The following is a 25,921-nucleotide window of genomic DNA, read 5'->3' on the forward strand; positions in this document are numbered from 1 at the left end:
GCACATGGGACCCCTCGGGAGTGCATATGATTAGAGACTGGTTAACCCCGGATAAAATTAATGTCATTAACTCAATAGATAACTGGAAAAATGCCGTTCGACTCTCAGCAGAACCTTTGCTGGCGCAGGGGTATATGGCAGAGCACTATATTGAGGCGATTTTGAAAAGCCATGAAGAACTTGGGCCTTATTATCTATTAGCCCCGGGATTAGCAATGCCCCATGCCCGCCCTGAACAAGGTGCATTGAGGAATGGATTATCGCTCCTTCATATTAAAGAGGGCATATCATTTGGCTCAACGGAGAACGACCCGGTATACGTGGTTATTATGCTATGCGCTCGTTCCGGGAATGAACATATCACGATGATCGGTGAACTGGCAGAACTCTTTAGCGATCAGCAAAAGCTAGAACGATTGTTAAAAGCCGATGATATTAAGGCAATTCAGGCTGTTATTGACTGAAGGAAAAGAGAATGAAAAAAGTACTCATCGTCTGCGGCAATGGTTTAGGCAGCAGCTTTATCGTTGAAATGAATGTCAAAAAAATTCTTGCCGAAATGAATAAAGAGGCTGAAGTCGCGCATACCGACCTGACGTCAGCGAAAAGCGAAACGGCGGACCTTATTCTGAGCGCCAACGATATTGCCGAACATTTAGTTGGTCATTCCGCAAAGGTTGTTGGATTAAGTAATTTACTCGACAACAATAAAATCAAAGAGATTTTAGCAGAACACATTTAAGCAACGGCTTTCTGAATCGTGGAGTTTAATATGCTTCATTTCCTTATTTATGATGTGTTAGGGACACCGGCAATTCTGGTTGGATTGTTTTCTCTGATCGGTCTGCTGTTGCAAAAAAAAGGAATTTCAGATGTTATTTCAGGAACACTGAAAACCATCATGGGCTTTGTTATTTTAACGGCAGGCGCCGGTATCATTGCCTATACATTAACCATTTTTAGCCAGCTGTTTGAACATTCATTTCATATTCAGGGGGTGGTCCCTAACACCGACGCGATGGCCGCGCTGGCGCAGAAGAATTATGGCACGGAAACCGCCACAATCATGGTGTTGGGCATGTTGATCAATATCGCCCTAGCGCGTCTGACGCCATTAAAGTACATCTTTTTAACAGGCCACCATACGCTCTATATGGCAGCTATGCTGGCGGTGATCTTGTCAGTCGGGGGATTGTCGGGGGGGTGGGTGGTGGCCATCGGGGCGGTGATTCTCGGCGCGATGATGGTGATCTCTCCGGCGATCTTGCAGCCGTTTACCCGTAAAATTACCAATACCGACGATCTGGCTCTCGGCCATTTTGGCTCTATTGGTTATCTGCTTTCCGCGCTGGTGGGCAAAGTCGTCGGGAAAGGTAGCCCCTCGATTGAAGAAATTAAAGTGCCTAAGTCACTCAATTTTCTTCGCGACTCGTCGGTGGCCATCTCTCTCACCATGATGATTCTGTTCCTGGTGCTGGTGGTCGTCGCGGGCAAAACCTTTGTCGAGGAGACACTGAGTGCCGGTCAGAATTTTATTATCTTCGCCATTATTCAGTCCCTCACTTTTGCTGCGGGGGTTTATATCATCCTCGCCGGTGTGCGGATGGTGATTGCCGAAATTGTGCCAGCGTTTAAAGGTATTGCAGACAAATTAGTGAAAGATGCGAAGCCGGCGCTCGACTGCCCGACGGTGTTTCCCTTTGCTCCAAATGCCGTCATCGTCGGGTTTCTCGCAAGCTTTGTTGCAGGCCTGGTCAGCATGTTTCTCTGCCCGCTGTTCGGTTTGAGCGTCATCGTTCCAGGGCTGGTTCCTCATTTCTTCTGCGGGGCAACGGCTGGCGTTTACGGCAATATCACTGGCGGACGTCGCGGGGCAGTGGTGGGGGCATTTGCCCACGGCCTGCTCATTTCGTTCCTGCCGGCCATCCTTTTGCCAATGATGGGAGATATGGGCCTGGGTTCTACAACCTTTGGCGATGCAGACTTTGGCGTTGTCGGCATCGTTCTGGGGCATATTATCGCAATGTTTAACTAACTATTTATTATCGGAGATGGTTTATGAGCGCGAAATTTTCACCCTCACTGATGTGCATGGATTTAACGCAGTTCAAAGAACAGATCACGGCAATGAATAAAAAAGCGGATTTTTATCACGTTGATATAATGGATGGTAATTACGTCCGCAATATCACACTGTCTCCCTTTTTTATTGAGAACCTGAAAAAAATCACTACCGTTCCCATCGATGTCCATCTGATGGTGAACCATCCGGAAGATATTATTCCCATGTGTCTCGAGGCCGGCGCCGATATCATTAGCTTTCATCCCGAGACGGCGAATAACAAAATTTTCCGCCTGCTGAATCAGATCAAGGATGCAGGCAAGCAATGCGGGGTGGTGTTGAACCCGGCGACACCGGCTGAAAGTATTGCTGAATATGCGCACCTGTTGGATAAAGTGACGGTCATGTCAGTTGATCCGGGCTATGCCGGACAAAAGTTTATTCCTGAATCGCTGAACAAGATAAGAAAGCTCATCAGTATGCGCAAAAATAATGGCTATCACTATCTGACAGAAATTGATGGCTCCTGCAATGCAAAAACGTTTGGCCAGATTGCCGAATCCGGTGTGGATGTCTTTATCGTAGGGACATCGGGTCTGTTTTCTCTACATGAGGATGTCAGCCAGGCATGGGACAGAATGATCGAGATTTTCCAGCGTGAAACCGTCGCTGCCTAATTAATTTTTTTTACGAACCACAGCATATATTTATAAAAAATTAAAAGACCTGCATCACGCCAGCGATGCCTGCTCTGTTATTCAACGACCACTCTATATGAATGCGGGTGAATTATGGATATTTCGACAGTGCTTAATGTTAAAAACATCAAGTTAAATATGACCGCCAGAACGAAAGAAGAGGTGATAGAAGAACTCACCGATTTACTAGTACAGGATGGTGCGGTGACTAATAAGGAGGACTTTATTCGTGATGTCTGGTTACGTGAGGAGCAAGGCTCTACCGGTTTTGAAAATCATATTGCGATCCCGCATGGCAAATCTTCCGGTGTTTCCCGTACCGCATTAGCCATCGGACGCACGCAACATACCATTCCCTGGGAGACCATGGATGGCAGCGATGTTCGCTGTATTATTTTATTTGCGGTTTGCCTGGTGGATCAAAATGCCACTCATATTCGCCTGTTAGCGCAAGTGTCCGGGTCACTGGCCGACGAAGACATTATCGCTAAATTACTGGTTGAATCTGATCCATATAAAATCATTGCGCTTTTCAATTCAGAAACTGAAAGCACCGAAGCGTAATATGTAGTTGTTAACATTCTTTTATATCATTATTAAATGAATTAACGGAGAATCGTGATGAATATTGTCGGAGTTACCGCCTGTACGGTGGGGATTGCACACACCTATATTGCTCAAAAGAAAATTGAAACAGCCGCCAAAAAAGCCGGTCATAACGTTAAAATCGAGACCCAAGGGACCATCGGCATTGAGAATCAGTTAACCGCTGATGAGATTGCCATGGCAGATATTGTTCTGCTTGCCGCGGATGTTAAAGTGACGGGAGAAGAACGGTTTGCGGGTAAGAAAGTGGTCAAAGTCGCCACGGAAACGGCAGTGAAATCCCCCAATAAACTGATTGAAAAACTCAGTGAAATAGTCAATTCATAATTTTATTTCGGCCTGCTGACTCTATACTTAAGGGCGTAATTTATGTCTCTAAAACAAATATGGCAAGCAGCAAATCCTAAAGGGCATCTGCTGACCGCTATCTCATTTCTGATCCCCATTGTCTGTGGTGCTGGGTTTATTATTGCCATCGGCATGGGGCTTGGTGGAACGGTGCAGGACACGTTAACGCCGGGGCAATTTGATTTATGGCAGGCGATGGCCACTCTGGGCGCTAAGGCGCTTGGGCTGTTGCCGGTGGTCATTGCGGTGGGGATTTCCGGCTCGATTGCTGGCAAGCCGGGCATCGCACCAGGATTTGTCGTCGGGCTGGCGGCGAACACCATCAGCGCAGGCTTTATCGGCGGGATGATCGGTGGCTACATTGCCGGCTATATCGCGCTGGCGATCATTAAAAACGTCAAGGTGCCTGACTGGGCTCGCGGTTTGATGCCAACGTTGATCGTGCCCTTTTTTGCCTCCATTATCAGCTGCCTGATTATGGTCTATATCATTGGTACGCCTATCGGTATCTTTACGGAAGCGCTGACATCTTTCCTGAGAAGTATGGGCACGTCATCGAATCTTGTGTTGGGCGCAGTGATAGGCGCTCTGTGTATTGTTGACTTTGGCGGCCCGCTTAATAAGACATGCTTTGCCTTCGTTCTCACGCTGCAGGCGCAGGGAATAAATGAGCCGATTACCGCGCTTCAGTTAGTTAACACCGCAACGCCTATTGGTTTCGGCCTGGCTTTCTTCATTGCTAAGCTTCTGCGTAAGAACATCTATAACAGTGAAGAAGTGGAAACCTTAAAATCGGCGGTTCCAATGGGGATTGTTAATATCGTTGAAGGCTCTATCCCGATCGTCATGAACGATATCGTCCGCGGTATCGCCGCCGCGGCCATCGGTGGCGCGTGCGGTGGCGCAGTCTCCATGGTGTATGGTGCGGATGCCACGGTGCCTTTTGGTGGGGTACTGATGATCCCCACCATGTCACACCCGATGGCTGGCATTATGGCCCTGCTGGTGAATATTGTTGTTACCGCCACGGTTTATGCTGTCATCAAAAAAGATATTCCGCGTGATGTGCTGGTTACTCATGATCACGAAGAAGAGGATATCGACCTTAATGATATTAAAGTGAGCTAACTTACCCCTGTATTATTTTATCAATGGCGTTGAGCTAGTCCTGCAACTCAGCCCATAACCGAGGGGCCCTTAGTTATGGGCTGAGTTGCGTCAGGTAGACGGCTGGGTAAAAGTGGAGCAGGGTGAACATTGTTGTTGCAAAAATGTGAATGCTTCAGTAGCCTTGTCTCTTTCGGAGACAGGAAATGCTCGTCACTGATTCACTTCTTGCTTACACCCTCGCTGCTACACTGCTTACCCTGACGCCAGGTCTTGATACCGCTCTTATTCTCCGCACGGCGACTGCTGAAGGGGGACGCAAAGCCTTGCATGCCGCGTTAGGCATCGATCTCGGGTGCTTTATCTGGGGCGCGCTGGTGGCCTTTGGTTTAGGTGCGCTACTGGCGGTTTCTGAGTTGGCTTATACCTTATTGAAATGGTGCGGAGCAGGATACCTTTGCTGGCTGGGCATCCAGTTGCTCCTGCGACCACGCCAGCAATTTAACACCCACCCGGCCGAATCAGATTCCACGAGTAACTGGTTTCTGCGTGGGATGTTGGGGAATGTGCTTAACCCCAAAATGGGCGTCTTCTACGTTTCGTTTTTGCCCCAGTTTATCCCTGCCGGGCATTCACCGATCAACTGGACCTTTCTCCTGGTCACCATCCATGTATTGATAGGGACGCTGTGGTCGTTAACGCTGATTACCGCCACTCGCTATGCCGCCGGCATCCTGAAAAAACCAGCCGTGGTGAAATGGATGGATCGGACAACCGGCTGCCTGTTTCTGTTGTTTGCCGCGAAGCTGGCCATGAGTCGGCGGTAGTCACGCAGGGGCGTATGCCCCTGTTTTTGTCTTAAAAAATGAGCAACCCGTGGAGTACTACTCAGTGCTGTAACGATCGGGCTCGAACGTACGTTTAGCCAGTTTCTTTTGCAAAACGATGACAATAATTGGGGTTCCTGATGCGGTAATTGCACATACCGCCAACAGCATGTCCATATTTTGTAGCGCCATGCGATGGTCGGGTAACAAAAAAGCAGACAGGAAAAATGCGGCAGTTGTCATCAGATACATCATGGATGTCTGTAATGAAGAGAATCCCGCTCGTTGCTTGTTATCAGGAAACTGAATCGTCACCGCCGACGATGACACCAGACGACTGTAAGCTGCGCCGAGAAATAACGTAATAAATAGCGCTGGATGCGGATAGCCCATCAGGGGTATCAGTAAGCTCAGGATAAAAACGAGGGTCGACCCGGTCGCCAAACTCAAAGCAGAAACACGAGAGGCTAATGCGCCTGTCATTCTGGTAGACAGATACCCCGCCAGGCCCCCGCCGAAGAACAACCAGGGCAGCAGACCTTGGGAAGCCCCCAACAGCTGCGTCATTAATGGCGCCAGGACAGGAATGATCAGCATTGGACTAAACTGTACCAGCGCATTACCGGAAGCAAACAGTAAAGTATCTACATCGAGGGGCAGCGCGTGGGACGTGTCGAAAGTGACGGGATCCTGAGGTATGATGAAGACGATCAGCGGCAATGCCAACCAACACAGTGTACAGATTAACCACAACGCGACATGCCAACCGTAATGAGTACACAAAAATAGTACAGCGGGCATCCCCACGATGCTGACCATCGAAAATGACGCAATCACCGTCGCCAACATTTTTCCGCGCAAATCAGCCGGCGTGTGGTTTATCAAAATAGTGATCCCCACACCCATTGTCGTACCGCCAACCAGTCCTGCGAAAAAGCGCAATGTAAGAAGAAGAGGAAAACTGGTGGTCAATGTCGTCAACAGTGTCGCCATGGCTAGCAGTACCATATTGGCAATTAAAAAACGTTTCTTATTGCAACGGTCAACCCAGTAAAAGGCGATAATTCCCGACAGGACGGCTCCAGATGTGTACATACCGGATACATAGCCTGAGAAGGTGACGGGAACAGCGAAATCTGCAGCCATAAATGTAAAAACAGGACTGAACATCATATATTCCAGCGCATTAGTAAACTGGACAAAAGCGATTACCAAAGCAATCCGAATGAGCGTCTTTTGATTAAATGTTGTGGTGACCAGTGGCATAGCAAGCGACCTGTGGATGAAAGATATCCTAGCTTAACTGCTATCAAACTTGTCGATTAGGTGGTAAAAATGGCACTCATTATTATCATATGTGGGATAGTTGATGCGGCCAGTTCTTGACTTTAATGCGCTGAAAATCTTCATTGCTGTGGTGGAACGAGACAGTTTTGTCGGGGCATCGAAAGCCCTGGAAATGCCGACATCAAATGTGAGCCGTTGCATTTCTCAGTTAGAAGACAAACTGAACCTTCAGCTCATTGAGCGCAGTACCCGACATATGAAACTCACACAGGCGGGGCATCTACTCTATACCCGGGCGAAGCCATTACTGGAAGCACTTGAGCAAACTGAAACCGAATTAACGTTGCGACAAATGCAATTCAAGGGGCCATTACGTATCTGTATTCCCAATGAAATCGGTCCTGTATTGCTGGGCTCTGTTGTTGCTGATTTCGCCTGTCAGCATCCGGATCTGGAGATAAGTTGCGTCACAAATTTGTCGGGTTATGAATCCCTGCGAGATGATCTGGATTTAGCTGTCATTGTTAGCCGTGGTCAGATGGATGACAGTGACTACATCGCCCGTCATCTGGTGACGATCCCTTGCACCATCGTTGCGGCCCCCTCCGTCATCCAGCGTTATGGCACGCCTTCTCGAATACAGCAATTTGAAGAGTTACCCTGTATTACAACGGTGAATGCGCTTAAAGGCGCTCCCTGGCAGTTTGTGAATAAAAAGGGCGGATTCGAGACGATTAAGGTTAACGGTCGTTATCGGGTCAACAGCGGAGAGATGGCAGGGCGAGCGGCCATCTCAGGTGTCGGTTTTGCCATCCTGTCGAAACAAGCCTGCCAACCCTATATTGATGATGGGCGGTTAATCGAGATTGAATTTGAACAATCGGCAGCCCCCTTGCAATTGTTCGCTCTGTATTCAGATCGGCGTTACTTGCCGGCAAAAACAAGAGCGCTTATTGATTTCATGCATCAGAGATTGAGTCATTAACAAGAGGCCATCTTCAGCGCGCCAGAGCGGCGCTGTTTTATTCAGCCGGCCGGCTCAAGCAACAAATCTCTGAGATAGCCCTCCAGCAGGGAGGCACAAATTCGCGTTTCATACGACATCATCCCAGCCGGTGGATGGAGCAACCAGGCACTAAATGGCGGGATCGGATAGTGGCTTAAGAGGGGGATGAGCGCGCCGTGTTCCATTTCTTTTCTGCAAACCGGACTTTGCAAAACACCAATGGCATGTCCCGCTAATAACCAGGAGAGGACACTCCGCCAGTGCGTGGACTGAAATTGAATATTGACGGGAACATTAATGAGTTGATCTTCGGAAGCGATCAATTGAATGCGATTACTGGCGAATACACCGGAAACAGCAGCAAATGGATAATCTGTCAGCGCTTCCGGCGTGTCAGGATGACCCATTTTCGCCAGCAGAGCCGGAGAGGCCACTAGCACTCTGCGCACGGCGCCAAGCGGACGTGCGACAAAAAAGCCTTCGGAGACATCACCTAACCTCAGTGATAAATCGACCCCCTCGGTGACGGGATCGATGACGCGGTCGTTAAAAATGACATCGACCTGCAGCTCCGGATGCTCGTTCTGAAGCTGCAACAATGCAGGCATCAGCAGGCTTTCTCCGGCGGAATAGGGCGCGGCAATACGGATTTTGCCTTGCAGCCCCTGATTTTCCTCATTCACAGAAAGAGCATGCTCTGCCGCCTGAACGGCCGTTTTGCTTCGCTCATAAAACACGTTACCGCTGTGCGTTAGAGACATGTTACGCGTGTTGCGCCTAAGCAAACGTGTCCCAAGATGTGCTTCCAGTTTTTCTATTCTTTCACTCACGGCGGGCTGGCCAATGCCGAGATCGCGGGCTGCAGCCGACATGCTGCCCCGTTCAACCACCCTGATAAATATGCGCATTGCTGAGAAGAGATCCATTCACCAATTATATTGGCTTTACCGATAAATGTAAGTGGGGACAGGCATCTACTGCTTTCCTGCGAAATGATGAAAAATCCAGACTCAAGGCCTGAGTCAGGCTAAATTTCAATCTATTTAATTGATTTATTAGTGGAAAATAATGATGCCAGAGATAAAGCTTTTCATGTTCCAGTCAGGAACACAGCATTGTCGATATCAGCATATCCGGATGAATCAGGGCGTGGGAGAGCATTATGAGATCCCTGTTCCCTGGTTTCTGCTGACCCATCCGGATGGGTTTACGCTGATTGACGGCGGTCTGGCTGTCGAAGGATTGAAAGATCCCAGCGGTTATTGGGGAAGTACTGTAGAGCAGTTTAAACCGGTGATGTCAGAAGAACAGGGTTGCGTGGAACAACTTAAGAGGATTGGCATTGCTCCTGAGGATATCCGCTATGTGGTCCTGTCCCATTTGCACTCTGATCATACGGGAGCAATTGGTCGCTTCCCCCATGCTACGCATGTTGTCCAGAGGCAAGAGTATGAATATGCCTTTGCCCCTGACTGGTTTACTTCGGGAGCCTATTGCCGACGCGATTTCGATCGTCCCCAACTTAACTGGCTATTTCTGAACGGGTTGTCCGATGATCACTATGACCTTTACGGTGATGGCACGCTGCAGTGTATTTTCACCCCAGGGCATTCACCAGGCCATCAATCTTTTCTTATCCGCTTACCCGGTGGTACAAATTTTACGCTAGCGATTGATGCGGCTTATACCTTAGATCATTACCATGAGAAGGCGCTCCCGGGGCTAATGACGTCTGCTACTGATGTCGCTCAGTCAGTGCGAAAGCTGCGTCAGCTTACCGAGCGATATCATGCGGTATTCATACCCGGCCACGATCCTGAAGAATGGAAAAAAAACAGGCTTGCGCCAGCCTGTTACTATTGAATCATTCCTCGCTGATCGCCAAAAAGCGTCTGTTAAGCAGGGCTGTCAGCTTATCTTGTTCGAAATGGCCCTGGTGATGGCCGGGGCCATTTCTGCGGGCAAGCTCAGGGCTTCACGTCCAGCACGACATGACTGAATGTTTGATAGGTTTTTTCGTCTGGCGCGGGCGGAATGTTGGCTTTTTTCAGCGCGGACATCACCTGCGCGCAGAATGGCCGATCGCCGCTCTCGACCGTCGGATCCTGCACTGTCCCGTCACGCTGTAGCGTAAAGCGCACCGAGCATTTTTGCCCTTGCCAGGAGGCCGGCTGGTCTATGTTAGCGAAGATAGCCGCCTGGATCCGCGCCAGATAGCGTGAGGCATTGGCCTGGGGTGAAGTATCGGAACCCGTTTGATAATCGCGAAGTATCTTATCCACTTCAGCCGATATTTTAGCGTCTTCGGCGCTGTCCGGCGCAGAAGCACCACCCGAGCAGGCGGAAAGAAGTAAAGAGAGGGTGCAAACGAGCACAGCGTTGGTTTTCACGGACATGCTAAGCCTCCTTGCTGGTGGGGATACCGTCGTGTACGAGGCGGTTATCCTCTGTTATTCCGCGAAATTATTCAAACGCTGAATGCATGGCACGCGCTTTCAGTGACAGTGTCACTCATTTTTTACTTTCGTCGCGGGCGGTGATGCCATCCAGTCGCGAATAATGTCACCGTATAGCTGTTCTGCCTCCGCCAGTCGGCTGAGCAGGCAGTACTCGTCGGTTTGATGCGCCATCGACGGCTCGCCGGGGCCGAGAATAATACAGGGCGGATCGCCCAATGCAGGCAGCAGCAGCGAGGCGTCGGTAAAGTAGGGCACCACGCGCGGCGCAATCGGCTCAGCGTGCAGCGGCTGACAGCGTTGGTAAACCTGCTTAATCCACGCGTGATCCTCCCGGCTGAGGACGGCGGGCAGGTCGACCAGCGTGGAGACGGTGACGCTTTCGCCAAGCAGCGTCGTCAAGCGCTCCCGGATAGTGGCGTGCTGTAAATTGGGCGCGCTGCGGATATCGACATCAAAACGCGTGCGGTCCGGTACGGAATTAATATTGAGTCCGCCTTCTATGCGTCCGACGTTGAGGGTGGGTTGCTTCATTAGCGGATGCGGCGCGCCTGGCGAAAAATGCTGAATCTTACCCAACGCATCCGCCGCAAGATAGATAGCATTGATCCCCAGCTCCGGCATCGCGCCGTGGGCGGTTTTCCCCCGCGTTTCGCAGCGCAGCCAGAGCGCGCCTTTATGGCCGATAACCGGATAGTTGGCGGTGGGTTCACCGACGATCAGCGCGCCCACCTCCGGCAACGTTGCGGAGGCGATCAGCGCCCGCGCGCCGTCGCAGCCGGTCTCTTCTCCGCCGGTTATCAGCAATACCGCGCCGCGTCCGGCGAGGATCGCTTCCCGCTGATGAACGCAGGCGACGGCAAACGCCGCTATCGCCGCTTTCATATCGCTGGATCCGCGGCCATAAAGACGCCCGTCTTCCATCTGCGAGCCAAAAGGATCGTACTGCCAGCGGGCATTTCCCAGCGGGACGGTATCCAGATGTCCGGTAAAGGCCAGCGGTTTATCGCTCTTCGCCCCGGGAAGGCTGGCGATAAGATTGCAGCGTCCCTCGCCGAACGACGACAGCGAAACCTCAAAACCGCTATCGTCAAGCCAGTCGGCGAAGAACCGCATGCAGTCAGCTTCGCTGCCCGGCGGGTTAATGGTGTTAAAGCCCAGCAGCTGCCGGGCGAGCTCAAGGGTCGTGGTCATCAGCGGCGTTCCGTCAGCCAGTCGAGGCAGTTAATCCATAGCTGGCGATAGCCGGGCCATTTGGCAAACTCTTCCGGCAGCCAGTGCGCCGACATGTCGCTGGTCCACACCAGCGAACGACCCTGCTGATATTCGCGAACAGCCAACAGCGGATGACCGGTACCGGCCACGCTCGCCAGCAGTTTGCCTTCCGGGTGCATTTCAACTTCGTTATAGCCCAGCAGCCACGGCCATTCGCCCGGAATATCGTTAAACAGGGGGTGAGATTCCGTCACTTCGGCATAGCAGCCTTCCGGGGTTTCAATGCGATCGTCCCAGGCCAGGCAGCGTACCGGCAGCACTTTCTCCACCGCGGTATGGCGGTAGCGCGCGCCGCCGTTGATTCCCTGGAAGCTGTAATAGCCGCCGATCATCATCAGCGCCCCCCCGCCGGCCACGTAATCATGCAGGAGCGTTAAACGGTTGGCGGTTCGGCGGCTCTTCAGCCAGGTGTCCGGATGCAGCAGCAGCGTATTGGCGCCAATGTCCGAGAGAATAATCGCATCCCACTCCTGCAGCGCTTCCAGCGTCAGCGGAAAGTCGGTCGCCGCCGCGTGGGCGGGCATATAGGTAATGGCATAGGGACTGTCGGTGAGCGCGGCCAGAAAGTCCGTTGCGCCGGTGTGCCAGGTGGCGGTGGCAAACTGGTCGAAGCCTTTAACGTGCGTTGACGTGCTGGTCCAGGACTCACCGACCAGTAAGATTTTTTTCTGCATGATGACGTTTCCTTTTATCCGCCAAAGACCCGCTGGGGGTTTCCAATCATTAAGGTTTCAAGTTGTTCGCCGCTGACGCCGTGGCGCCGCAGACGGGGAACAAAATGCTTGAGTATGTAGCCATAACCGTGGCCGCCGTAGCGGGTGAGCATGGTTTTCAGGAAGACGTCCTGCGACAGCAGAATTTGCTGGATGTAGCCGTCGTCAATCAGCTCGCGGATCGCGCGGGCGTTCTCCTCGTCGGAGGGCGACTGCGCCGACTCGTCGGCGTAGTAATAGCTCATGCCAATCATGTCGTATTCGAGAAACGCCCCGCGCTGCGCCAGTTCGCGCTGGTAGCGCTTATCGGCAAAGCTGGGATTCATATGGCACAGCACGGTATGGCGTAAATCGGCGCCTTCCTGCTCGAGAATATCCAGCACCCGATGGCCCAGCCGCTCCCAGCCAGGCAGATGGACCTCGATCGGCACGCCGGTCGCGGCGCTGGCCCGACCCGCAGCGCGCAGGGATTTCTCCTCATCCGGCGTAAAGCGGCTGGAGATACCGATTTCGCCGATAAGTCCGGCGAGCACCTCCGGTTTCTCCTCCGCGCCGCCAAGATCGTAAATCAGCCGTTCGGTCAGTTGTTCGACGCTGCTGATTTTTACCCACTCGGGGTGCGAAGGCTCCAGATAGAGCCCGGTCCCCATAATGATGTTCAGACCGGTCAGACGCGCAATGCGCGCCAGCGCTTTCGGATCGCGGCCAATGCCGATATTGGTCGGGTCGACCACCGTTTCTCCGCCAAGGGCGCGATATTTAGTCAGCTCGTCGATCGCAACGTCGACATCAAACAGCTGACAGTTATCGCGGCTCATCAGCGGGTTGAGCGACAGTTCGCCGAGGTTTTCCATTTTCACCGGCATTTCGGCAAGATGGCGATCGCTGCAGCAGCAGGGCGGTACCCATTTGCCGGAGGCATCCAGCAGAATATGCTCATGCATCAGAGTAACGCCCATTTCGTTAATCGGTAGTGGGCCAAGCACAGTCATTACGTAACCGCTGCTGACGCCAACCGGCAGCGGGGAGGGATGGCGAAAAATTGATCCTTTCATCAGCTATCCTTTTGCCGCGGAGCGCGTCGGGTTGAGAATGCGGGTGTTCAGCCAGATAGCCAGCAGGATAATGGTGCCGGTGGCTATCTGGGTGTAAAACGGCGAAATATTCGACAGGATCAGCCCGTTCTGAATGACCGCAATCGACAGCGCGCCCAGCAGCGTGCCAATAATAGTCCCGAAGCCGCCAAACAGACTGGTGCTGCCTAGCACAACGGCAGCAATGACCTGCAGTTCAAAGCCTTCGCCCTGGTTGGAAGAGCCGCTGCCGAGGCGTGCGGTAATGATCATCCCCGCCAGCGCGGCGGCCATTCCGCTGATGATATAGACCTTCATGGTGACCGCTTTGGTGTTAATGCCGCTGCGCCGCGCGCCTTCGGCGTTGGCGCCGATAGCGGTCACGTAGCGGCCAAAGCGCATATGGTTGAGAACGATATGCCCGATCACCAGTATCATCATGCCGATCAGCGCGGGCATGGGGATACCAACTACCCACGCGCGTCCGATAAAGGTAAACAGGCTGTCAGCCGGCACCGGAATCGAGTAGCCCTGGGTGACCAGCAGCGCGATACCGCGAACTACGGCCAGGGTGGCGAGCGTGACGATGAACGCCGGAATGCCTTCATAGGCAATAAAGAAGCCGTTGATGGCGCCAACGAATCCGCCGAGCAGCAGGCCGCCGAGGAGTACCACCGGCCACGGCAGACCCCAGCTATTCAGGGCGATAGCGGAGAGTGCGCCGACCAGCGCCAGGGTGGAGCCTACCGACAGATCGATACCGCCGGTGGTAATGACCAGAGTCATTGCCGTCGCGACGATCAGCAGCGGGGCGCTCTGACGGATAATGTTGAGCCAGTTGGTGCCGGTGAGAAAGTTGCTGGTGATCAGCGAAAACACCACGCAGCAGAAGACGAAAAAGAGCGCGATGCTGACCACGCCTGAGTGGTTATGCAGCAGGCGGCGCGGCAGCGAATGCTGGATCATGCGTGAGCTGCTTAAGTTCATGATACTCATCCTGTTACCTCAATGTGCTGCCGCAGAGCGGGCGGTGAATTTTTCGCCCACAATCAGGTTAACGATATCGCTCAGGCTGGTGTCGGACACCCGTCTGTCGGCGACGTTCGTACCCTCATACATCACCATGATCCGGTCGCAGACCAGGAACAGGTCCTGCAGGCGGTGGGTAATCAGAATCACGCTCACCCCGCGAGCGGAAACGCGGCGAATGAGCTCCAGAACCGCTTCAACTTCCGCGACGGCCAGCGCGGCGGTGGGTTCATCCATAATCAGCACTTTCGGGTCAAAGGCCGCGGCGCGGGCGATGGCTATAGCCTGGCGCTGGCCGCCGGAGAGATTTCGCACCAGCAGGCGAGTATCCGGAATGGAGATCCCGAGCCCTTTAAGCATCTCTCTGGCATCGGCATGCATTTTGGCCTCGTCGAGAAAGGGGATGCCGAGGACCGATTTCATCGGCTCACGGCCCATAAACAGATTGCCCGCGACATCGACCGTGTCACAGAGCGACAGATCCTGGTAGACCATCTCGATATGGCAACGGCGTGAATCGGCCGGATTCGTAAACTGCTGCTGTTCACCGTCGATACGAATCGTGCCGCTGGAGGGGATCACCGCGCCAGAGAGCACTTTGGTCAGGGTGGATTTCCCCGCACCGTTATCGCCCACTAAGCCCAGCACTTCGCCCGGGGCCAGCTCAAGGTTGACTCCGCGCAATGAGCGTATCGACCCGTAGGTCTTGGTGATATTGATCATCTCTACCCTTGGCGGGGTAGTTTGTGGCTGCTGCATCTGATAACTCCCATCGCTGTGGCCGGGAAAATGTTCGCCATCCTGCGGGAGGGACTCTATCCGACACGGTTTACAATCTAGTAAACCGGTTTACCTGCGGAATAGAGCACTCGCCAGGGCAGTCAGGACAAACGCTATGTAAGATATTTGTTCGCCAGTAAGAACATTGCAGCATCCGTGCCAGGGCAGGAACCACACAGCAGCCCTGTAACTTAACCTTATGTATTCAATACACTTAATTGAATACAATCCGGTAAACCGGTTTACTGATTATAGTGAATAAATTGTTAATTGATCGTTTTTTGCGCCAAAAGCGGGCGCTTTTGCGCCATTTTGGGACGGGCTTAACAGATCTTGATCGAGTCGCGGCCAATCCATTCAACCGGCAGGCGGGTTTCCGCAGGGATATCCTGATCGTCGTTTAACAGGCGCATCATGATGTTCACCGCGGTGCGGCCCAGTTCGCGGGCAGGCTGACGGATAGTGGAGATCCGCGGCTGGGTAAAATCGGCGTAGTTGGCGTCATCGAAGCCGACTAACGAAAGCGCCTCCGGCGCCTGGAGCCCGCTGGCGCGCAAGCCATCGAGCAGGCCGAGCACCAGATAGTCGCTGGCCGCGAAGACGGCGGTGGGGCGAACCGGTTGGCTGAACAGGTACCGCAGCGCCTGCTGGCCAAACTCGCGCTGGTAGTCGCCATACATCACCCATTCGGGCGGCCAGCTCAGGCCCGCTTGCTCCATCGCGGTGCAAAAGCCCTGATAGCGCTCACGGACGCTCATCAGCTTGTCCGGGCCACCGACGAAAGCGATATGGCGATGCCCGGCGGCGATCAGTTTTTCGGTGGCGATCCGCCCGCCCTGGACGTTATCGGCAAACACTTTCGGTACCTTACTGCCGGGAATATCTTCATCCAGCAGGACAATGCGTTCGTGACGCTGGACTTCCTTGCGCAGCAGGCCATTATCGGGGCGGTTAGTGGTGAACAGCAGACCGTCGACCTGGCAGGTATCCAGCCAGCGAATGAACTGGCACTCTTTTTCCGGGTTGTTGCGGGTGATACACAGCACCAGGCTGTAGCCGCTGGCAGAAGCAGCCTCTTCGGCAGCGTCGGCAAGTTCGGCAAAGAAGGGGTTGGTAATATCGGGAAGCACCAGGCCAAGCGTTTCGCTGCCGCCTTTGCTAAGACGACGTGCCAGGCTATTGCCGCGATAGTCCAGTTCGCGAATGGCGGTTTCGATGCGGTCGATGGTGTCCTGCGGCAGCACAATACTGTTGTTCATATAGCGCGACAGGGTCGCCTTCGACAGCCCCGCCAGCTTTGCCACATCGGATAACAATACGCGTTTTATACTCATTTCCTGCGCCATTTCTGCCAGAATCGGCTATCTGTAACATAGTTAAGCGCGGTGGATACAGCAATTTCTCTGCGAACAATCACCAAAAATAAATGCTTGACAAATTTTAATCAGCAGAGAATTGTATAGGCAGTTTACCGCATCATCCGGGAAGTCATTCCCAACCCCGTTTAAGTTATTCCAGTCGCGCACCGACACGGACCGGTTGCCGGGATGACATTAAGCAGGTATCCGCCGAACGTTCAATGATTGTTCTGGCGATATAGACGATATTTGCCCGCCAAAAAAATAATCCTTCTGCGTTCGCATGCGGCGCGGAACTCTGCTGGCTATCAACTATTCCCGACGAGGATACTGATGATGTTATTTCACACCGGAAAACTGCGTTTACTTGCTGTCGCCACGACCATGCTGGCATCAATGAGTTTTATTTCTGCCGCCAGCGCTGCCGGTCCGACTTATGCGCTGGTACAAATCAACCAACAGGCGCTGTTCTTTAATCTGATGAATAAAGGCGCACAGGATGCGGCCAAAGCCAGTGGCAAGGATTTAGTTATTTTTAACTCTAACGATAATCCCGTGGCGCAAAACGACGCGATAGAAAACTATATTCAGCAAGGCGTTAAAGGCATTCTGGTTGCTGCTATCGACGTTAACGGGATCATGCCAGCGGTTAAAGAAGCCGCCGCCGCAAACATTCCGGTGATTGCGATTGATGCCGTATTACCGGCCGGGCCACAGGCAGCTCAGGTCGGCGTTGATAATATTGAAGGCGGCAGAATTATCGGTCAATACTTCGTGGACTACGTGCAGAAAGAGATGGGCGGCCAGGCGCGACTGGGTATTGTCGGTGCGCTGAATTCGGCCATTCAGAACCAGCGGCAGAAAGGGTTCGAAGAGACGCTGAAAAGCAATCCGAAGATTACTATCGCTAACGTGGTCGACGGGCAGAACGTGCAGGATAAAGCGATGACCGCGGCGGAAAACCTGATCACCGGTAACCCGGATCTGACAGCGATTTATGCCACCGGCGAACCCGCGCTGCTCGGCGCTATCGCCGCCGTAGAAAACCAGGGGCGGCAGAAAGATATTAAAGTCTTTGGCTGGGATCTGACGGCGAAGGCGATTTCCGGTATGGACGGCGGCTACGTCACCGCCGTACTGCAGCAGGACCCGGAAAAGATGGGCGCCGAAGCCCTGAATGCGCTGAACAGCATCACGTCGGGTAAAACCGTGCCGAAAACCATTCTGGTTCCGGCGACGGTGGTGACCAAAGCGAACGTCGATTCATACCGTCCGCTGTTTAAGTAGGTCAGCGCGCGCCGTCCGTGGTTAACAGGGCGGCGAGCTCACGGCTGCCGGGAAACGCGCTGAGCGTCCCCCGGCGGCTAACGGTAATGGCGGCAGCGCGACTGGCGTGCGCCAGCGCCAGCGCATCCGGCGCGACGCCGCGCAGCAGGGCGGAGGCCAACATGACGGCGAGGAACGTGTCGCCCGCGCCGGTAGTATCAAGCGCCTCGGCGGGCACGGCGGGACAAAACTGACGCTGGCCCTCCTGGACCAGCCAGGCGCCTGCGGCGCCCTGGGTAATCACTAAGGTTTTCACCCCGTATGGCTGGAGCAGCTCGGCCTCGGATTCATTGACCACCGCGATGTCGATGAGCGGCCAGAGATGGCAAAAGTCAGGATTGACAGGTGAGGGGTTGAATACCGTCGTCATGCCGCGGCTTCTGGCGTACTGGAACAGCGCCCGCGTTTTATCGAGGGAGAAATTGCCCTGCTGTAGCAGAATATCGCCAGCGACGGCATCCGCCATATGCGGAATCATTTCATCCAGGCTGAATGTATCGGCCGCCGCCGTAGTGGTAATGATGGCGTTGTCGCCATCAGCGCTATTTAAAATAATCGAGGTATCGCTATGTTGATTGAAATGGCCGTCGGGTAGTAGCGTCAGTGGTTCATTTTTTATCTGTTGGCGGATCCACGCGCCGTTGCTGTCGTTTCCCGTGGCGGCAATTAAACGCGTTTCTATTCCGCAGCGGGATAATATAATCGCCTGGTTCGCGCCTTTACCGCCGATATCCTGCGACACTTTAACGCCGTGAATGGAAGCCCCTTTTTTCGGTATATCCGGAATGGACCAGGTTTCATCTACGGTAATATTACCAGTAACGTAAACACGCATAGTGTTCCCTTAACAGGATGGATAAGATGATTGCTATCTCAGCAGAAAAAACGAATGCAATACAAGCTATTTTTTTACGAAGCAAGGCTGTTATTGGTGTTATTCATTGCGACCCATTTCCTGGCTCGCCAAAATATCGAGGAAAATCAGTCTCGGATATTGTTGAACGTGCGCTTCGTGATGCTGAAAATTATATTTCAGGCGGTGTTCATGGTCTGATTATTGAAAACCATGGCGATATTCCTTTCTCTAAACCTGAGGATATCGGCCATGAAACCTCAGCGCTGATGGCGGTCATTACCGAGAAAGTTCGTGAACGTTTTGCTGTGCCGCTGGGCATTAACGTTCTGGCTAACGCGGCGATCCCGGCAATGGCGATCGCCCTGGCGGGAGGCGCCGATTTCGTCCGCGTCAACCAGTGGGCCAACGCCTATATCGCCAACGAAGGATTTATAGAAGGGGCGGCCGCTAAGGCGCTGCGCTACCGCAGTATGCTGCGCGCTGAACATATTCGCGTTTTTGCCGATAGCCACGTTAAGCACGGTAGCCATGCCATTGTCGCCGATCGTTCGATTCAGGAACTGACGCGCGATGTCGATTTCTTCGAGGCTGACGCGGTGATCGCCACCGGCCAGCGTACGGGCGATAGCGCCACGATGGCGGAAATTGACGAGATCCGCGCGGCGACGGAACTACCGCTCCTGGTGGGCTCCGGGGTGACACCGGCTAACGTGAAGCAGATCCTCGGGCGGACTCAGGGGGTCATTGTGGCCAGTACAATGAAGGTCGATGGCGTCTGGTGGAACGATGTTGAGCTGGCCCGGGTGAAGCATTTTATGTCGGTCGCGCAGGCCGCGCTGGAGGAAGCTTAATGGAAGCGTTTAGCGAACGCCTGCTGCGCGAACATCAACCGGCGTGGCAGGCGATGCAGCAGCACCCGTTTGTGACTGATATCGAACAGGATCGTCTGCCGACAGTCGTCTTCAACCGCTATCTGGTGTTTGAGGGCAACTTTGTCGCGACGGCAATCGCGATTGTTGCCCTCGGGGTCAGCAAAGCGCCGGGTATTCAACAACAGCGCTGGCTGATTGGCGTGCTGAATGCCCTGGTTGATATACAGATCGCGTGGTTTGAACAGGTGTTGTCAGCGCGGCAGATCGATCCCGCTGAGTACCCGGATGATTTGCCCGGGGTACGGCGCTTTCGCGACGGTATGCTGCGGACCGCCCACGAGGGCAGCTATGAGCAGATTGTGACCCTGATGTTCGGTGCGGAATGGATGTACTATTTCTGGTGCCGACGGGCGAGCGAACATTATCAGAGCGATGCTGATTTACGACGCTGGGTGGAAATGCACGCGGAGGACGAATTTTATCAGCAGGCTCTCTGGCTAAAAAACGAACTCGACCGCTGCGCCATGGCGCTGAGTGAAGACGAAAAGCAGGCGTTATCGGCGCTTTACGGCGAGGTGCTGCAGTGGGAAATTGATTTCCATCACGCGGCGTACGAGGAGTAGCCGCGAGGTGGATCACAGGGGGCGCCGGACGCGGCGTCTCCTGAATACGGGTTATATCTCGACGTTCTGCGTCTTGTTGGCGAAACTTACCATTACCGTTAATGCCGATTCTTATTTCACATTTTTATCTTAATAAAGTCGGAGGGGTAATTTGGCTGCCTTCTGACTCTTTTGAGAGAAATAATGGCGGTAGAGAGTTTATATTATTTTATTTGGAGCCTGTAGCTCGGGGTTCTCTTTTTTCTTTTCTTCCCCCTGAAGTAAAAGCTATTTTCAGAAATAGATATAAATTATCCATCGTTACTCGACGGCGGCTCTCCCCCTACAATGGACTTTAATTGCCAGATATTTAACAAAAACCAGGCCAAGGAAAAGGGATGAAACGAAGCATTTATTCACAGAACAGTTTATTGCGCATCAGTCTGCTTTCCGCGCTAACGCTTACTGCCAGCTTCACCACTCACGCACAGGATAAACCTGTCGCGGGGGGTGTGCTGACGGTCGCTCTGGGCAGCGATACCCCGATTATTGACCCCTCTATTACCGCTTATTCCGTCACCGCTCTGGTTACGCGTAACGTGGTGGATTCTTTGGTCGGCCAGGCGGAAGATAACAGCTTTACACCATGGCTGGCGGAACGCTGGGAAATTAAAAACAATAACCGCGAATACACCTTCCATCTTCGCAAGGATGTGACTTTTAGTGATGGCACGAAACTGGATGCTGCGGCGGTAAAATATAACTTTGAACGCATACTCGATCCGAAAACCACCTCCAGTTACTCCAAATCGTTGTTGGGGCCGATTGACGCGATCACTACGCCAGATGAGTACACCGTGGTGATCCGCTATAAAACGCCTTTCGCACCGCTGCTGCAGGGGCTGAGCTTGCCGTATCTCGGTATTCAGTCACCGGCTTATCTGCAGAAAACGGCGAATACCAGCAATACCGTGGTCGGTTCCGGTCCCTTTATCCTCGAATCGTTTGTCAAAGGCAGCGGGAGTAAACTCAGCAAGCGCGCCGATTACAACTGGGGCCCGGGCTATGCCACCCATAAAGGCCCGGCATGGCTGGATAAGATCGAATTTAAGTACCTGCCGGAGTCAGCGGTACGTCTTGGCGCGCTGAATAGCGGGCAGGTACAGGTGATCGATGCCATTCCGCCGGTGAATTATGCGCAGGTAAAAAATAACCCGAAGCTGGATGTGATCACCAGGGAAAACCCCGGCGTTCCGCGCGTCCTTTATTTGAATAGCGACACAGGGATCTTCAGCGACCTGAAAGTGCGGCAGGCCTTCCAGAGCGCCATCGATCGCACTACTGCCGTTAAAGCCGCGTTCTTTGGCATCCTGAAACCTGCCGACAATATTCTTGGACCCGCTACGCTGGATTACGATCCGGCCATTGCCAGCCAGTGGGGGTTTGATCTGCAAAAAGCCCGCCGTCTTCTGGATGAAGCCGGCTGGCAGCAAACCGATAGCGAAGGCTACCGGGTCAAGGAGGGTAAACGCCTTACTGTGCAATTTACCTACTCTTCAAACGATGTCGAAGCCGCTGACGTGACGCTGTTCCAGGCAATTCAATACCAGGTAAAACAAGCCGGTTTTGAACTGAAACTCGATCCGGTGGATTCAGGCATTCTCAGCAGCCGCACGGCGGCTAACCAGTACGACATTATCTCGAACTATTTTGTTCGCCCGGAGCCGGACATCCTGCGTACCGTTTTCCATTCCAATTATATTCCGCCGAAGGGGAACAACTTCAGCCGCGTTAAAGCGCTGGATAGCCAACTGGAAACCGCTGTCGGTGCCAGCGAAGCCGAGCGTAAACGCATCTACTATGCCATCCAGCACCAGATTATCGATCAGGCCTGGGCGGTGCCAATTTACATCCCGGCATATCAGTTAGGGAAAGCCAAACAGGTGCAGGGCATTAGCTGGGCCACGAACGCGAAGCCGAATTTCTATGATGTCTGGATCCAACGCTAAGCTGCTGGCAGCAGGCAAGCGCCTGCTGACCATTTTCGCCGTGCTGTGGGGTGCGGCAACGCTGACCTTTGTTGCGGTAAAACTGATCCCCGGCGATCCTGTGGCAATTCTGATAGGCAGCGCCAACAGCGTTGTGGATGATAGTTTTCGCGAGACACTGACCCGCCAGTTCGGCCTGGATAAGCCACTGTGGTGGCAATATTTGCGCTACTGTGGCGAGGCGCTGACGGGCAACCTTGGCGTGAGTTATCAGTATCGCCAGCCTGTTGTGCAGGTGATTAGCGCAGCGTTGAAAGAGACGGTGCCGCTGGCCGTCAGCGCCCTGGCGCTGGCACTGGTACTGGCGGTATTTAACGCATTACTGACAGCCGGACGTCATCCGCGTCTGCGGTCTCTGCTTGCCGGGTTGGAGCTGATGCTGCTTAGCACACCGGTGTACTGGATCGGTATCGTGTTGTTGAGCCTCTTCAGTTTCAAACTGCAATGGTTTCCGGTGACCGGTAACGATGGCTGGATCGCCCTTGTGCTGCCGGTGGTGACGCTCAGCCTGCCGCTGGCTGCGACACTCAGCCAGGTGCTGCGTGATGGGCTGGAGGAGGCGCTTTCGCAGCCGTTCGCCATGACCGTGCGTACGCGAGGGGTGAGTGAAACTGCGCTGCGCTTACGGCATGCGTTGCGCCATGCCTCGCTGGCGGTGTCGACGCTGACGGGGACGCTGCTGGCCAGCGTATTAGGCGGCTCAATTCTGACCGAAACAGTATTTGGTCGGGCGGGGCTGGGGCAAATCACTCTCGGTGCGATTGAGAACCGAGACATGCCCCTGGTGCTGGGGGTGGTGATGTTCTCCGCGCTGTTGTTTGTGGTGATTAACCTGCTGATTGATACCCTTTATTTACTGATCGATCCCCGTCTACGTCTGCGAGGGCATGCTGATGAGTGATCTTTTACTGCGGGTGGCCCGCCGCGACGGGGGGCGCTATCGTAACCCGTGGCTGGCGCCGGGTACCAGCATTCCGTTGTTACTGGTGCTACTGCTCGTGGTGGCGGTGTTTTTTCCATCGCTATTCACGCCGTACACCCCCGAACAGATGGATTTCAGCGCGATTTTGCAGCCGCCGGACCTCAGACACTGGTTCGGTACTGACCAGTTGGGGCGTGATGTGTTTACCCGCGTGGTGTATGGCACCTCGCTGTCGCTGAGCATTGGGGTCGGCGCGACCCTGATTGCCAGCGCGGGCGGTATTGTGCTGGGGACACTGGCAGGTCTTGCGCCCAGGGCGGTACGGCAGTTACTCGTACGGCTACTGGACATTATGCTGGCGTTCCCCGATTTGCTGTTGGCGCTGCTGGCTATCACGGTGTTGGGGCGTGGGCCAGAGAATACCCTGCTGGCGGTCGGACTGGCCGGCATTGCTGGCTATGCCAGGCTGGTGCGCGCGCAAGTGTTGCAGGTCAGGTTATCGGGGTATGTGCAGCATGCGGTGGCGTTGGGAGAGCCGCCAATGTTGATTATTTTGCGCCATATTGTGCCCAATACGCTGCGCCCGCTGCTGGTACTGGCAACGGTGGGGATAGGGTATTCCATATTATCCGCCTCGGCCCTCAGTTTCCTTGGACTTGGGGTGACTCCGCCGACGGCGGAGTGGGGCGCATTGCTCTCTGAGGGACGTAATTTTCTCGATAGCGCCCCATGGGTCAGCCTGCTGCCCGCCAGCGTTGTCGCGCTGTCGGTGATTGCCATTACGCTGCTGGGCCGACGTGTTCAAACCCTTATTGCCAAAGGCGGGATCGCATGACTTCAGAGACCTTCCAGCAACCGCTGTTACAGGTGGCGCAACTGAGCGTCAGCTTCCCCTCGCCGCAGGGGCTGATTGAGGCGGTTAACGCCTTATCGTTTGACGTGCATGCCGGTGAAGTCCTGGCTTTGGTGGGCGAGTCCGGTTCGGGTAAATCCGTCACGGCCCGGACATTAGTCGGGCTGGCGGGGGCCGGAGCGGCTGTTCGCGCCGAGTCCCTGATATTGCAGGGGCACGATGGCCTGTCGCAGAATTTACTGGCGTGCGATGCCCGCCGTTGGCAGCAACTACGCGGGCGCGAAATTGGTTTTGTTTTGCAGGATGCACTGACCTCGCTTGACCCGCTGCGCCGGATTGGTCAGGAAGTCGCGGAGCCGTTGTTGACGCACCGCCTGGAACGGGGGACGGCAGTTCGCGAACGCGTGGCGGAGCTGTTAACGCAAACCGGCATCCCCGATCCGCATAACCGGATGGCGCAGTATGCACATGAACTCTCCGGTGGCTTGCGCCAACGAGCGCTCATCGCATCGGCGCTGGCGGCGGGGCCGCGATTACTCATTGCCGATGAACCTACTACCGCGCTGGACGCCACCGTACAAAAACAAGTTTTGAATGTATTCAGGGCCCTGGCGGATGCCGGGCATGGCGTGCTGCTGATCACCCATGATTTATCGGTGGTGGCGGATATTGCCGACCGTGTGGTGGTGATGCGGCAGGGCAAAGCAGTGGAGAGCGGCAAGGTGCGACAGGTGCTGCATGCGCCGCAACACCCTTATACCCGCCGTCTGCTGGCGGCCATTCCCTCTGCCGGTACGCGTGGGAAGTGGTTAACAGGAAACGATCCGCTGGGTCAAACGGTAGTGCGGGAGAACATCAGTACTGACAGCACCACACCCGTGCTGGCTGCCGATAACGTATCACTGGCGTATGTTCTGCCGGATGGTCGTCGCTTGCAGGCCGTCAATCAGGTGACGTTAGAGGTCGCGCAGGGCGAAACGCTGGGCATTGTGGGCGAATCCGGTAGCGGGAAGACCACGCTAGGCAAACTGGCGCTGGCGCTGCAGGCACCGCAACAGGGCGAGATCCTTCTCGCTGGGCAACCATGGAGCAGGCTGACAGAACGTCAGCGGCAGCCGTTGCGGTCGCGTATCCAGACGATTGTGCAGGATCCGCTGGGTTCATTTAATCCGCAATATAACGTGGCGCAATTGCTGCAACAGCCTCTGCGCCTGCATACGACGCTCACAGCCGCGGACCGGTTGTCACGTGCGCAGGCGTTGCTGGCGCTGGTTGGTTTAAGTCCTGATCTGCTGACGCGACGTCCGGCCACGCTTTCCGGTGGGCAGCGGCAACGTATCGCCATCGCCCAGGCCCTGGCCTGCGAGCCGGATATTCTGATTTGCGACGAGCCGGTGTCGGCGCTGGATGTCACCACCCAGGCGCAAGTGTTGGATTTGCTGGTAGCGCTGCAACGCCGTTTGCATCTGTCAATGCTGTTTATCTCTCATGATCTGGGCGTGGTGCAGCATATGAGTCATCGTATTGCGGTGATGAAAGACGGCGAGGTAGTCGAAAGCGGCAGTGTGGATCAAATTTTTCGGGCGCCACGCCACCCGTGGACTCGACAATTGTTATCAGCTGTTGGGCAGACGCCGTTGCGATATAACTGAGCAGTAAACGTCAAACACCGTTATCAGAAATGGGGTCATGTTATTCAACACTCTTATCATCTCCAGAGCCCGTTCCAGGCGGTCTTACGTGATAGAGGGCAGGGAAGAGGCACTGGCCCGGCGCTCGATAGTGCCATCCGTACGCAGTGCTCGTTCAGCTAAGTT

Annotated in this window: 27 protein-coding genes; 17 read left to right on the forward strand and 10 right to left on the reverse strand. The window is 54.0% G+C overall.

Translation table 11 applies throughout. The annotated features are described in order from the left end of the window. Positions 1-26: 26 nt before the first annotated feature. The 8 genes from HMPREF3142_RS03595 (at position 27) to HMPREF3142_RS03630 (ending at position 5,648) form a co-directional block, all read left to right on the forward strand. Entirely contained in the window at positions 27-464 is a 438-nt protein-coding gene (locus HMPREF3142_RS03595) for a PTS sugar transporter subunit IIA (RefSeq protein WP_032733050.1), read from the forward strand. 11 nt (positions 465-475) lie between these two features. Next, the gene (locus tag HMPREF3142_RS03600; RefSeq protein WP_012968203.1) at positions 476-742 is read left to right on the forward strand and encodes a PTS sugar transporter subunit IIB; all 267 of its coding nucleotides are present in this window, start codon (positions 476-478) and stop codon (positions 740-742) included. Positions 743-772: 30 nt separating this feature from the next. Then, positions 773-2,035, forward strand: coding sequence for a PTS ascorbate transporter subunit IIC (locus HMPREF3142_RS03605; protein WP_012968204.1), 1,263 nt, complete (start codon positions 773-775; stop codon positions 2,033-2,035). A 23-nt stretch (positions 2,036-2,058) separates the two neighbouring features. Continuing rightward, on the forward strand, positions 2,059-2,739 hold the full coding sequence (gene alsE, locus HMPREF3142_RS03610; RefSeq protein ID WP_012968205.1) for a D-allulose 6-phosphate 3-epimerase: 681 nt from the start codon (positions 2,059-2,061) through the stop codon (positions 2,737-2,739). Positions 2,740-2,853: 114 nt separating this feature from the next. Further along, a complete protein-coding gene (locus HMPREF3142_RS03615) occupies positions 2,854-3,324 on the forward strand; it encodes a PTS sugar transporter subunit IIA (RefSeq protein WP_012968206.1) in 471 nt (156 codons plus the stop codon). Positions 3,325-3,381: 57 nt separating this feature from the next. Beyond that, positions 3,382-3,693, forward strand: coding sequence for a PTS fructose transporter subunit IIB (locus HMPREF3142_RS03620; RefSeq protein ID WP_004179922.1), 312 nt, complete (start codon positions 3,382-3,384; stop codon positions 3,691-3,693). A gap of 42 nt (positions 3,694-3,735) precedes the next feature. Beyond that, positions 3,736-4,842 (forward strand): PTS fructose transporter subunit IIC, encoded by a 1,107-nt coding sequence (locus HMPREF3142_RS03625; RefSeq protein ID WP_070611601.1) that lies wholly within the window; start codon positions 3,736-3,738, stop codon positions 4,840-4,842. Between the two features lie 185 nt (positions 4,843-5,027). Next, positions 5,028-5,648, forward strand: coding sequence for a LysE family translocator (locus tag HMPREF3142_RS03630; protein WP_004891889.1), 621 nt, complete (start codon positions 5,028-5,030; stop codon positions 5,646-5,648). Between the two features lie 57 nt (positions 5,649-5,705). Here the strand turns inward: HMPREF3142_RS03630 and HMPREF3142_RS03635 are convergent, their stop codons facing one another. Further along, the gene (locus HMPREF3142_RS03635) at positions 5,706-6,914 is read right to left on the reverse strand and encodes an MFS transporter (protein WP_070611603.1); all 1,209 of its coding nucleotides are present in this window, start codon (positions 6,912-6,914) and stop codon (positions 5,706-5,708) included. 103 nt (positions 6,915-7,017) lie between these two features. Here HMPREF3142_RS03635 and HMPREF3142_RS03640 point away from each other — a divergent pair, with 103 nt between their 5' ends. Continuing rightward, on the forward strand, positions 7,018-7,920 hold the full coding sequence (locus HMPREF3142_RS03640; RefSeq protein ID WP_004190055.1) for a LysR family transcriptional regulator: 903 nt from the start codon (positions 7,018-7,020) through the stop codon (positions 7,918-7,920). A gap of 41 nt (positions 7,921-7,961) precedes the next feature. Here HMPREF3142_RS03640 and HMPREF3142_RS03645 read toward each other — a convergent pair whose 3' ends face one another. Then, complete coding sequence (locus tag HMPREF3142_RS03645) at positions 7,962-8,849, reverse strand: LysR family transcriptional regulator (protein ID WP_038422555.1); 888 nt, start codon at positions 8,847-8,849, stop codon at positions 7,962-7,964. 160 nt (positions 8,850-9,009) lie between these two features. Here HMPREF3142_RS03645 and ahlK point away from each other — a divergent pair, with 160 nt between their 5' ends. After that, a complete protein-coding gene (ahlK, locus tag HMPREF3142_RS03650; RefSeq protein ID WP_004224867.1) occupies positions 9,010-9,804 on the forward strand; it encodes an N-acyl homoserine lactonase AhlK in 795 nt (264 codons plus the stop codon). A gap of 104 nt (positions 9,805-9,908) precedes the next feature. Here the strand turns inward: ahlK and tolA are convergent, their stop codons facing one another. The 7 genes from tolA to HMPREF3142_RS03685 form a co-directional block, all read right to left on the reverse strand. Next, the gene (tolA, locus tag HMPREF3142_RS03655; RefSeq protein ID WP_008804864.1) at positions 9,909-10,337 is read right to left on the reverse strand and encodes a cell envelope integrity protein TolA; all 429 of its coding nucleotides are present in this window, start codon (positions 10,335-10,337) and stop codon (positions 9,909-9,911) included. Between the two features lie 111 nt (positions 10,338-10,448). After that, complete coding sequence (locus HMPREF3142_RS03660) at positions 10,449-11,591, reverse strand: M20 family metallopeptidase (protein ID WP_050887153.1); 1,143 nt, start codon at positions 11,589-11,591, stop codon at positions 10,449-10,451. Then, positions 11,591-12,346, reverse strand: a complete 756-nt coding sequence (locus HMPREF3142_RS03665) for a glutamine amidotransferase (protein WP_070611605.1) — start codon at positions 12,344-12,346, stop codon at positions 11,591-11,593. Before HMPREF3142_RS03665 ends, HMPREF3142_RS03660 begins: the two co-directional genes overlap by 1 nt. 14 nt (positions 12,347-12,360) lie before the next feature. Then, positions 12,361-13,440, reverse strand: coding sequence for a phosphotriesterase family protein (locus HMPREF3142_RS03670; protein ID WP_004176149.1), 1,080 nt, complete (start codon positions 13,438-13,440; stop codon positions 12,361-12,363). A 3-nt stretch (positions 13,441-13,443) separates the two neighbouring features. After that, positions 13,444-14,445 (reverse strand): ABC transporter permease, encoded by a 1,002-nt coding sequence (locus HMPREF3142_RS03675; RefSeq protein WP_176747603.1) that lies wholly within the window; start codon positions 14,443-14,445, stop codon positions 13,444-13,446. 18 nt (positions 14,446-14,463) lie between these two features. Next, a complete protein-coding gene (locus tag HMPREF3142_RS03680; protein WP_004198552.1) occupies positions 14,464-15,210 on the reverse strand; it encodes an ATP-binding cassette domain-containing protein in 747 nt (248 codons plus the stop codon). 380 nt (positions 15,211-15,590) lie between these two features. Further along, on the reverse strand, positions 15,591-16,613 hold the full coding sequence (locus HMPREF3142_RS03685) for a LacI family DNA-binding transcriptional regulator (RefSeq protein ID WP_023340150.1): 1,023 nt from the start codon (positions 16,611-16,613) through the stop codon (positions 15,591-15,593). A 345-nt stretch (positions 16,614-16,958) separates the two neighbouring features. Here HMPREF3142_RS03685 and HMPREF3142_RS03690 point away from each other — a divergent pair, with 345 nt between their 5' ends. After that, positions 16,959-17,912 (forward strand): ABC transporter substrate-binding protein, encoded by a 954-nt coding sequence (locus tag HMPREF3142_RS03690; RefSeq protein WP_012541714.1) that lies wholly within the window; start codon positions 16,959-16,961, stop codon positions 17,910-17,912. Between the two features lies 1 nt (position 17,913). On the opposite strand, the gene HMPREF3142_RS03695 is transcribed toward HMPREF3142_RS03690, so the two are convergent. Further along, complete coding sequence (locus tag HMPREF3142_RS03695) at positions 17,914-18,786, reverse strand: PfkB family carbohydrate kinase (protein ID WP_004213032.1); 873 nt, start codon at positions 18,784-18,786, stop codon at positions 17,914-17,916. A 26-nt stretch (positions 18,787-18,812) separates the two neighbouring features. On the opposite strand from HMPREF3142_RS03695, the gene HMPREF3142_RS03700 reads away from it, so the two are divergent. The 6 genes from HMPREF3142_RS03700 (at position 18,813) to HMPREF3142_RS03725 (ending at position 25,756) form a co-directional block, all read left to right on the forward strand. Then, complete coding sequence (locus tag HMPREF3142_RS03700; RefSeq protein WP_070611609.1) at positions 18,813-19,658, forward strand: BtpA/SgcQ family protein; 846 nt, start codon at positions 18,813-18,815, stop codon at positions 19,656-19,658. Further along, positions 19,658-20,302, forward strand: coding sequence for a TenA family protein (locus HMPREF3142_RS03705; protein WP_070611611.1), 645 nt, complete (start codon positions 19,658-19,660; stop codon positions 20,300-20,302). Before HMPREF3142_RS03700 ends, HMPREF3142_RS03705 begins: the two co-directional genes overlap by 1 nt. A gap of 377 nt (positions 20,303-20,679) precedes the next feature. Beyond that, positions 20,680-22,290, forward strand: a complete 1,611-nt coding sequence (locus HMPREF3142_RS03710; protein ID WP_008804870.1) for an ABC transporter substrate-binding protein — start codon at positions 20,680-20,682, stop codon at positions 22,288-22,290. Next, positions 22,268-23,230, forward strand: a complete 963-nt coding sequence (locus tag HMPREF3142_RS03715; RefSeq protein WP_023340146.1) for an ABC transporter permease — start codon at positions 22,268-22,270, stop codon at positions 23,228-23,230. The genes HMPREF3142_RS03710 and HMPREF3142_RS03715 overlap by 23 nt, the downstream gene beginning before the upstream one ends. After that, entirely contained in the window at positions 23,223-24,086 is an 864-nt protein-coding gene (locus tag HMPREF3142_RS03720; RefSeq protein WP_077263529.1) for an ABC transporter permease, read from the forward strand. The genes HMPREF3142_RS03715 and HMPREF3142_RS03720 overlap by 8 nt, the downstream gene beginning before the upstream one ends. Then, a complete protein-coding gene (locus HMPREF3142_RS03725) occupies positions 24,083-25,756 on the forward strand; it encodes a dipeptide ABC transporter ATP-binding protein (RefSeq protein ID WP_070611616.1) in 1,674 nt (557 codons plus the stop codon). Before HMPREF3142_RS03720 ends, HMPREF3142_RS03725 begins: the two co-directional genes overlap by 4 nt. Positions 25,757-25,921: the final 165 nt, after the last annotated feature.

It is taken from the genome of Klebsiella sp. HMSC16C06 (assembly GCF_001808325.1).
Taxonomy (GTDB): domain Bacteria; phylum Pseudomonadota; class Gammaproteobacteria; order Enterobacterales; family Enterobacteriaceae; genus Klebsiella; species Klebsiella variicola.

Coding starts and splice junctions, on each gene's coding strand:
- HMPREF3142_RS03695 (WP_004213032.1), bottom strand. CDS start 18,786: ATGCGTGTTTACGTTACTGGTAATATTACCGTAGATGAAACCTGGTCC.
- HMPREF3142_RS03725 (WP_070611616.1), top strand. CDS start 24,083: ATGACTTCAGAGACCTTCCAGCAACCGCTGTTACAGGTGGCGCAACTG.
- HMPREF3142_RS03665 (WP_070611605.1), bottom strand. CDS start 12,346: ATGCAGAAAAAAATCTTACTGGTCGGTGAGTCCTGGACCAGCACGTCA.
- tolA (WP_008804864.1), bottom strand. CDS start 10,337: ATGTCCGTGAAAACCAACGCTGTGCTCGTTTGCACCCTCTCTTTACTT.
- HMPREF3142_RS03675 (WP_176747603.1), bottom strand. CDS start 14,445: ATGAACTTAAGCAGCTCACGCATGATCCAGCATTCGCTGCCGCGCCGC.
- HMPREF3142_RS03630 (WP_004891889.1), top strand. CDS start 5,028: ATGCTCGTCACTGATTCACTTCTTGCTTACACCCTCGCTGCTACACTG.
- HMPREF3142_RS03710 (WP_008804870.1), top strand. CDS start 20,680: ATGAAACGAAGCATTTATTCACAGAACAGTTTATTGCGCATCAGTCTG.
- HMPREF3142_RS03635 (WP_070611603.1), bottom strand. CDS start 6,914: ATGCCACTGGTCACCACAACATTTAATCAAAAGACGCTCATTCGGATT.
- HMPREF3142_RS03705 (WP_070611611.1), top strand. CDS start 19,658: ATGGAAGCGTTTAGCGAACGCCTGCTGCGCGAACATCAACCGGCGTGG.
- HMPREF3142_RS03620 (WP_004179922.1), top strand. CDS start 3,382: ATGAATATTGTCGGAGTTACCGCCTGTACGGTGGGGATTGCACACACC.
- HMPREF3142_RS03690 (WP_012541714.1), top strand. CDS start 16,959: ATGATGTTATTTCACACCGGAAAACTGCGTTTACTTGCTGTCGCCACG.
- ahlK (WP_004224867.1), top strand. CDS start 9,010: ATGATGCCAGAGATAAAGCTTTTCATGTTCCAGTCAGGAACACAGCAT.
- alsE (WP_012968205.1), top strand. CDS start 2,059: ATGAGCGCGAAATTTTCACCCTCACTGATGTGCATGGATTTAACGCAG.
- HMPREF3142_RS03625 (WP_070611601.1), top strand. CDS start 3,736: ATGTCTCTAAAACAAATATGGCAAGCAGCAAATCCTAAAGGGCATCTG.
- HMPREF3142_RS03640 (WP_004190055.1), top strand. CDS start 7,018: ATGCGGCCAGTTCTTGACTTTAATGCGCTGAAAATCTTCATTGCTGTG.
- HMPREF3142_RS03715 (WP_023340146.1), top strand. CDS start 22,268: ATGATGTCTGGATCCAACGCTAAGCTGCTGGCAGCAGGCAAGCGCCTG.
- HMPREF3142_RS03600 (WP_012968203.1), top strand. CDS start 476: ATGAAAAAAGTACTCATCGTCTGCGGCAATGGTTTAGGCAGCAGCTTT.
- HMPREF3142_RS03615 (WP_012968206.1), top strand. CDS start 2,854: ATGGATATTTCGACAGTGCTTAATGTTAAAAACATCAAGTTAAATATG.
- HMPREF3142_RS03595 (WP_032733050.1), top strand. CDS start 27: ATGATTAGAGACTGGTTAACCCCGGATAAAATTAATGTCATTAACTCA.
- HMPREF3142_RS03680 (WP_004198552.1), bottom strand. CDS start 15,210: ATGATCAATATCACCAAGACCTACGGGTCGATACGCTCATTGCGCGGA.
- HMPREF3142_RS03700 (WP_070611609.1), top strand. CDS start 18,813: ATGATTGCTATCTCAGCAGAAAAAACGAATGCAATACAAGCTATTTTT.
- HMPREF3142_RS03720 (WP_077263529.1), top strand. CDS start 23,223: ATGAGTGATCTTTTACTGCGGGTGGCCCGCCGCGACGGGGGGCGCTAT.
- HMPREF3142_RS03645 (WP_038422555.1), bottom strand. CDS start 8,849: ATGCGCATATTTATCAGGGTGGTTGAACGGGGCAGCATGTCGGCTGCA.
- HMPREF3142_RS03670 (WP_004176149.1), bottom strand. CDS start 13,440: ATGAAAGGATCAATTTTTCGCCATCCCTCCCCGCTGCCGGTTGGCGTC.
- HMPREF3142_RS03605 (WP_012968204.1), top strand. CDS start 773: ATGCTTCATTTCCTTATTTATGATGTGTTAGGGACACCGGCAATTCTG.
- HMPREF3142_RS03685 (WP_023340150.1), bottom strand. CDS start 16,613: ATGGCGCAGGAAATGAGTATAAAACGCGTATTGTTATCCGATGTGGCA.
- HMPREF3142_RS03660 (WP_050887153.1), bottom strand. CDS start 11,591: ATGACCACGACCCTTGAGCTCGCCCGGCAGCTGCTGGGCTTTAACACC.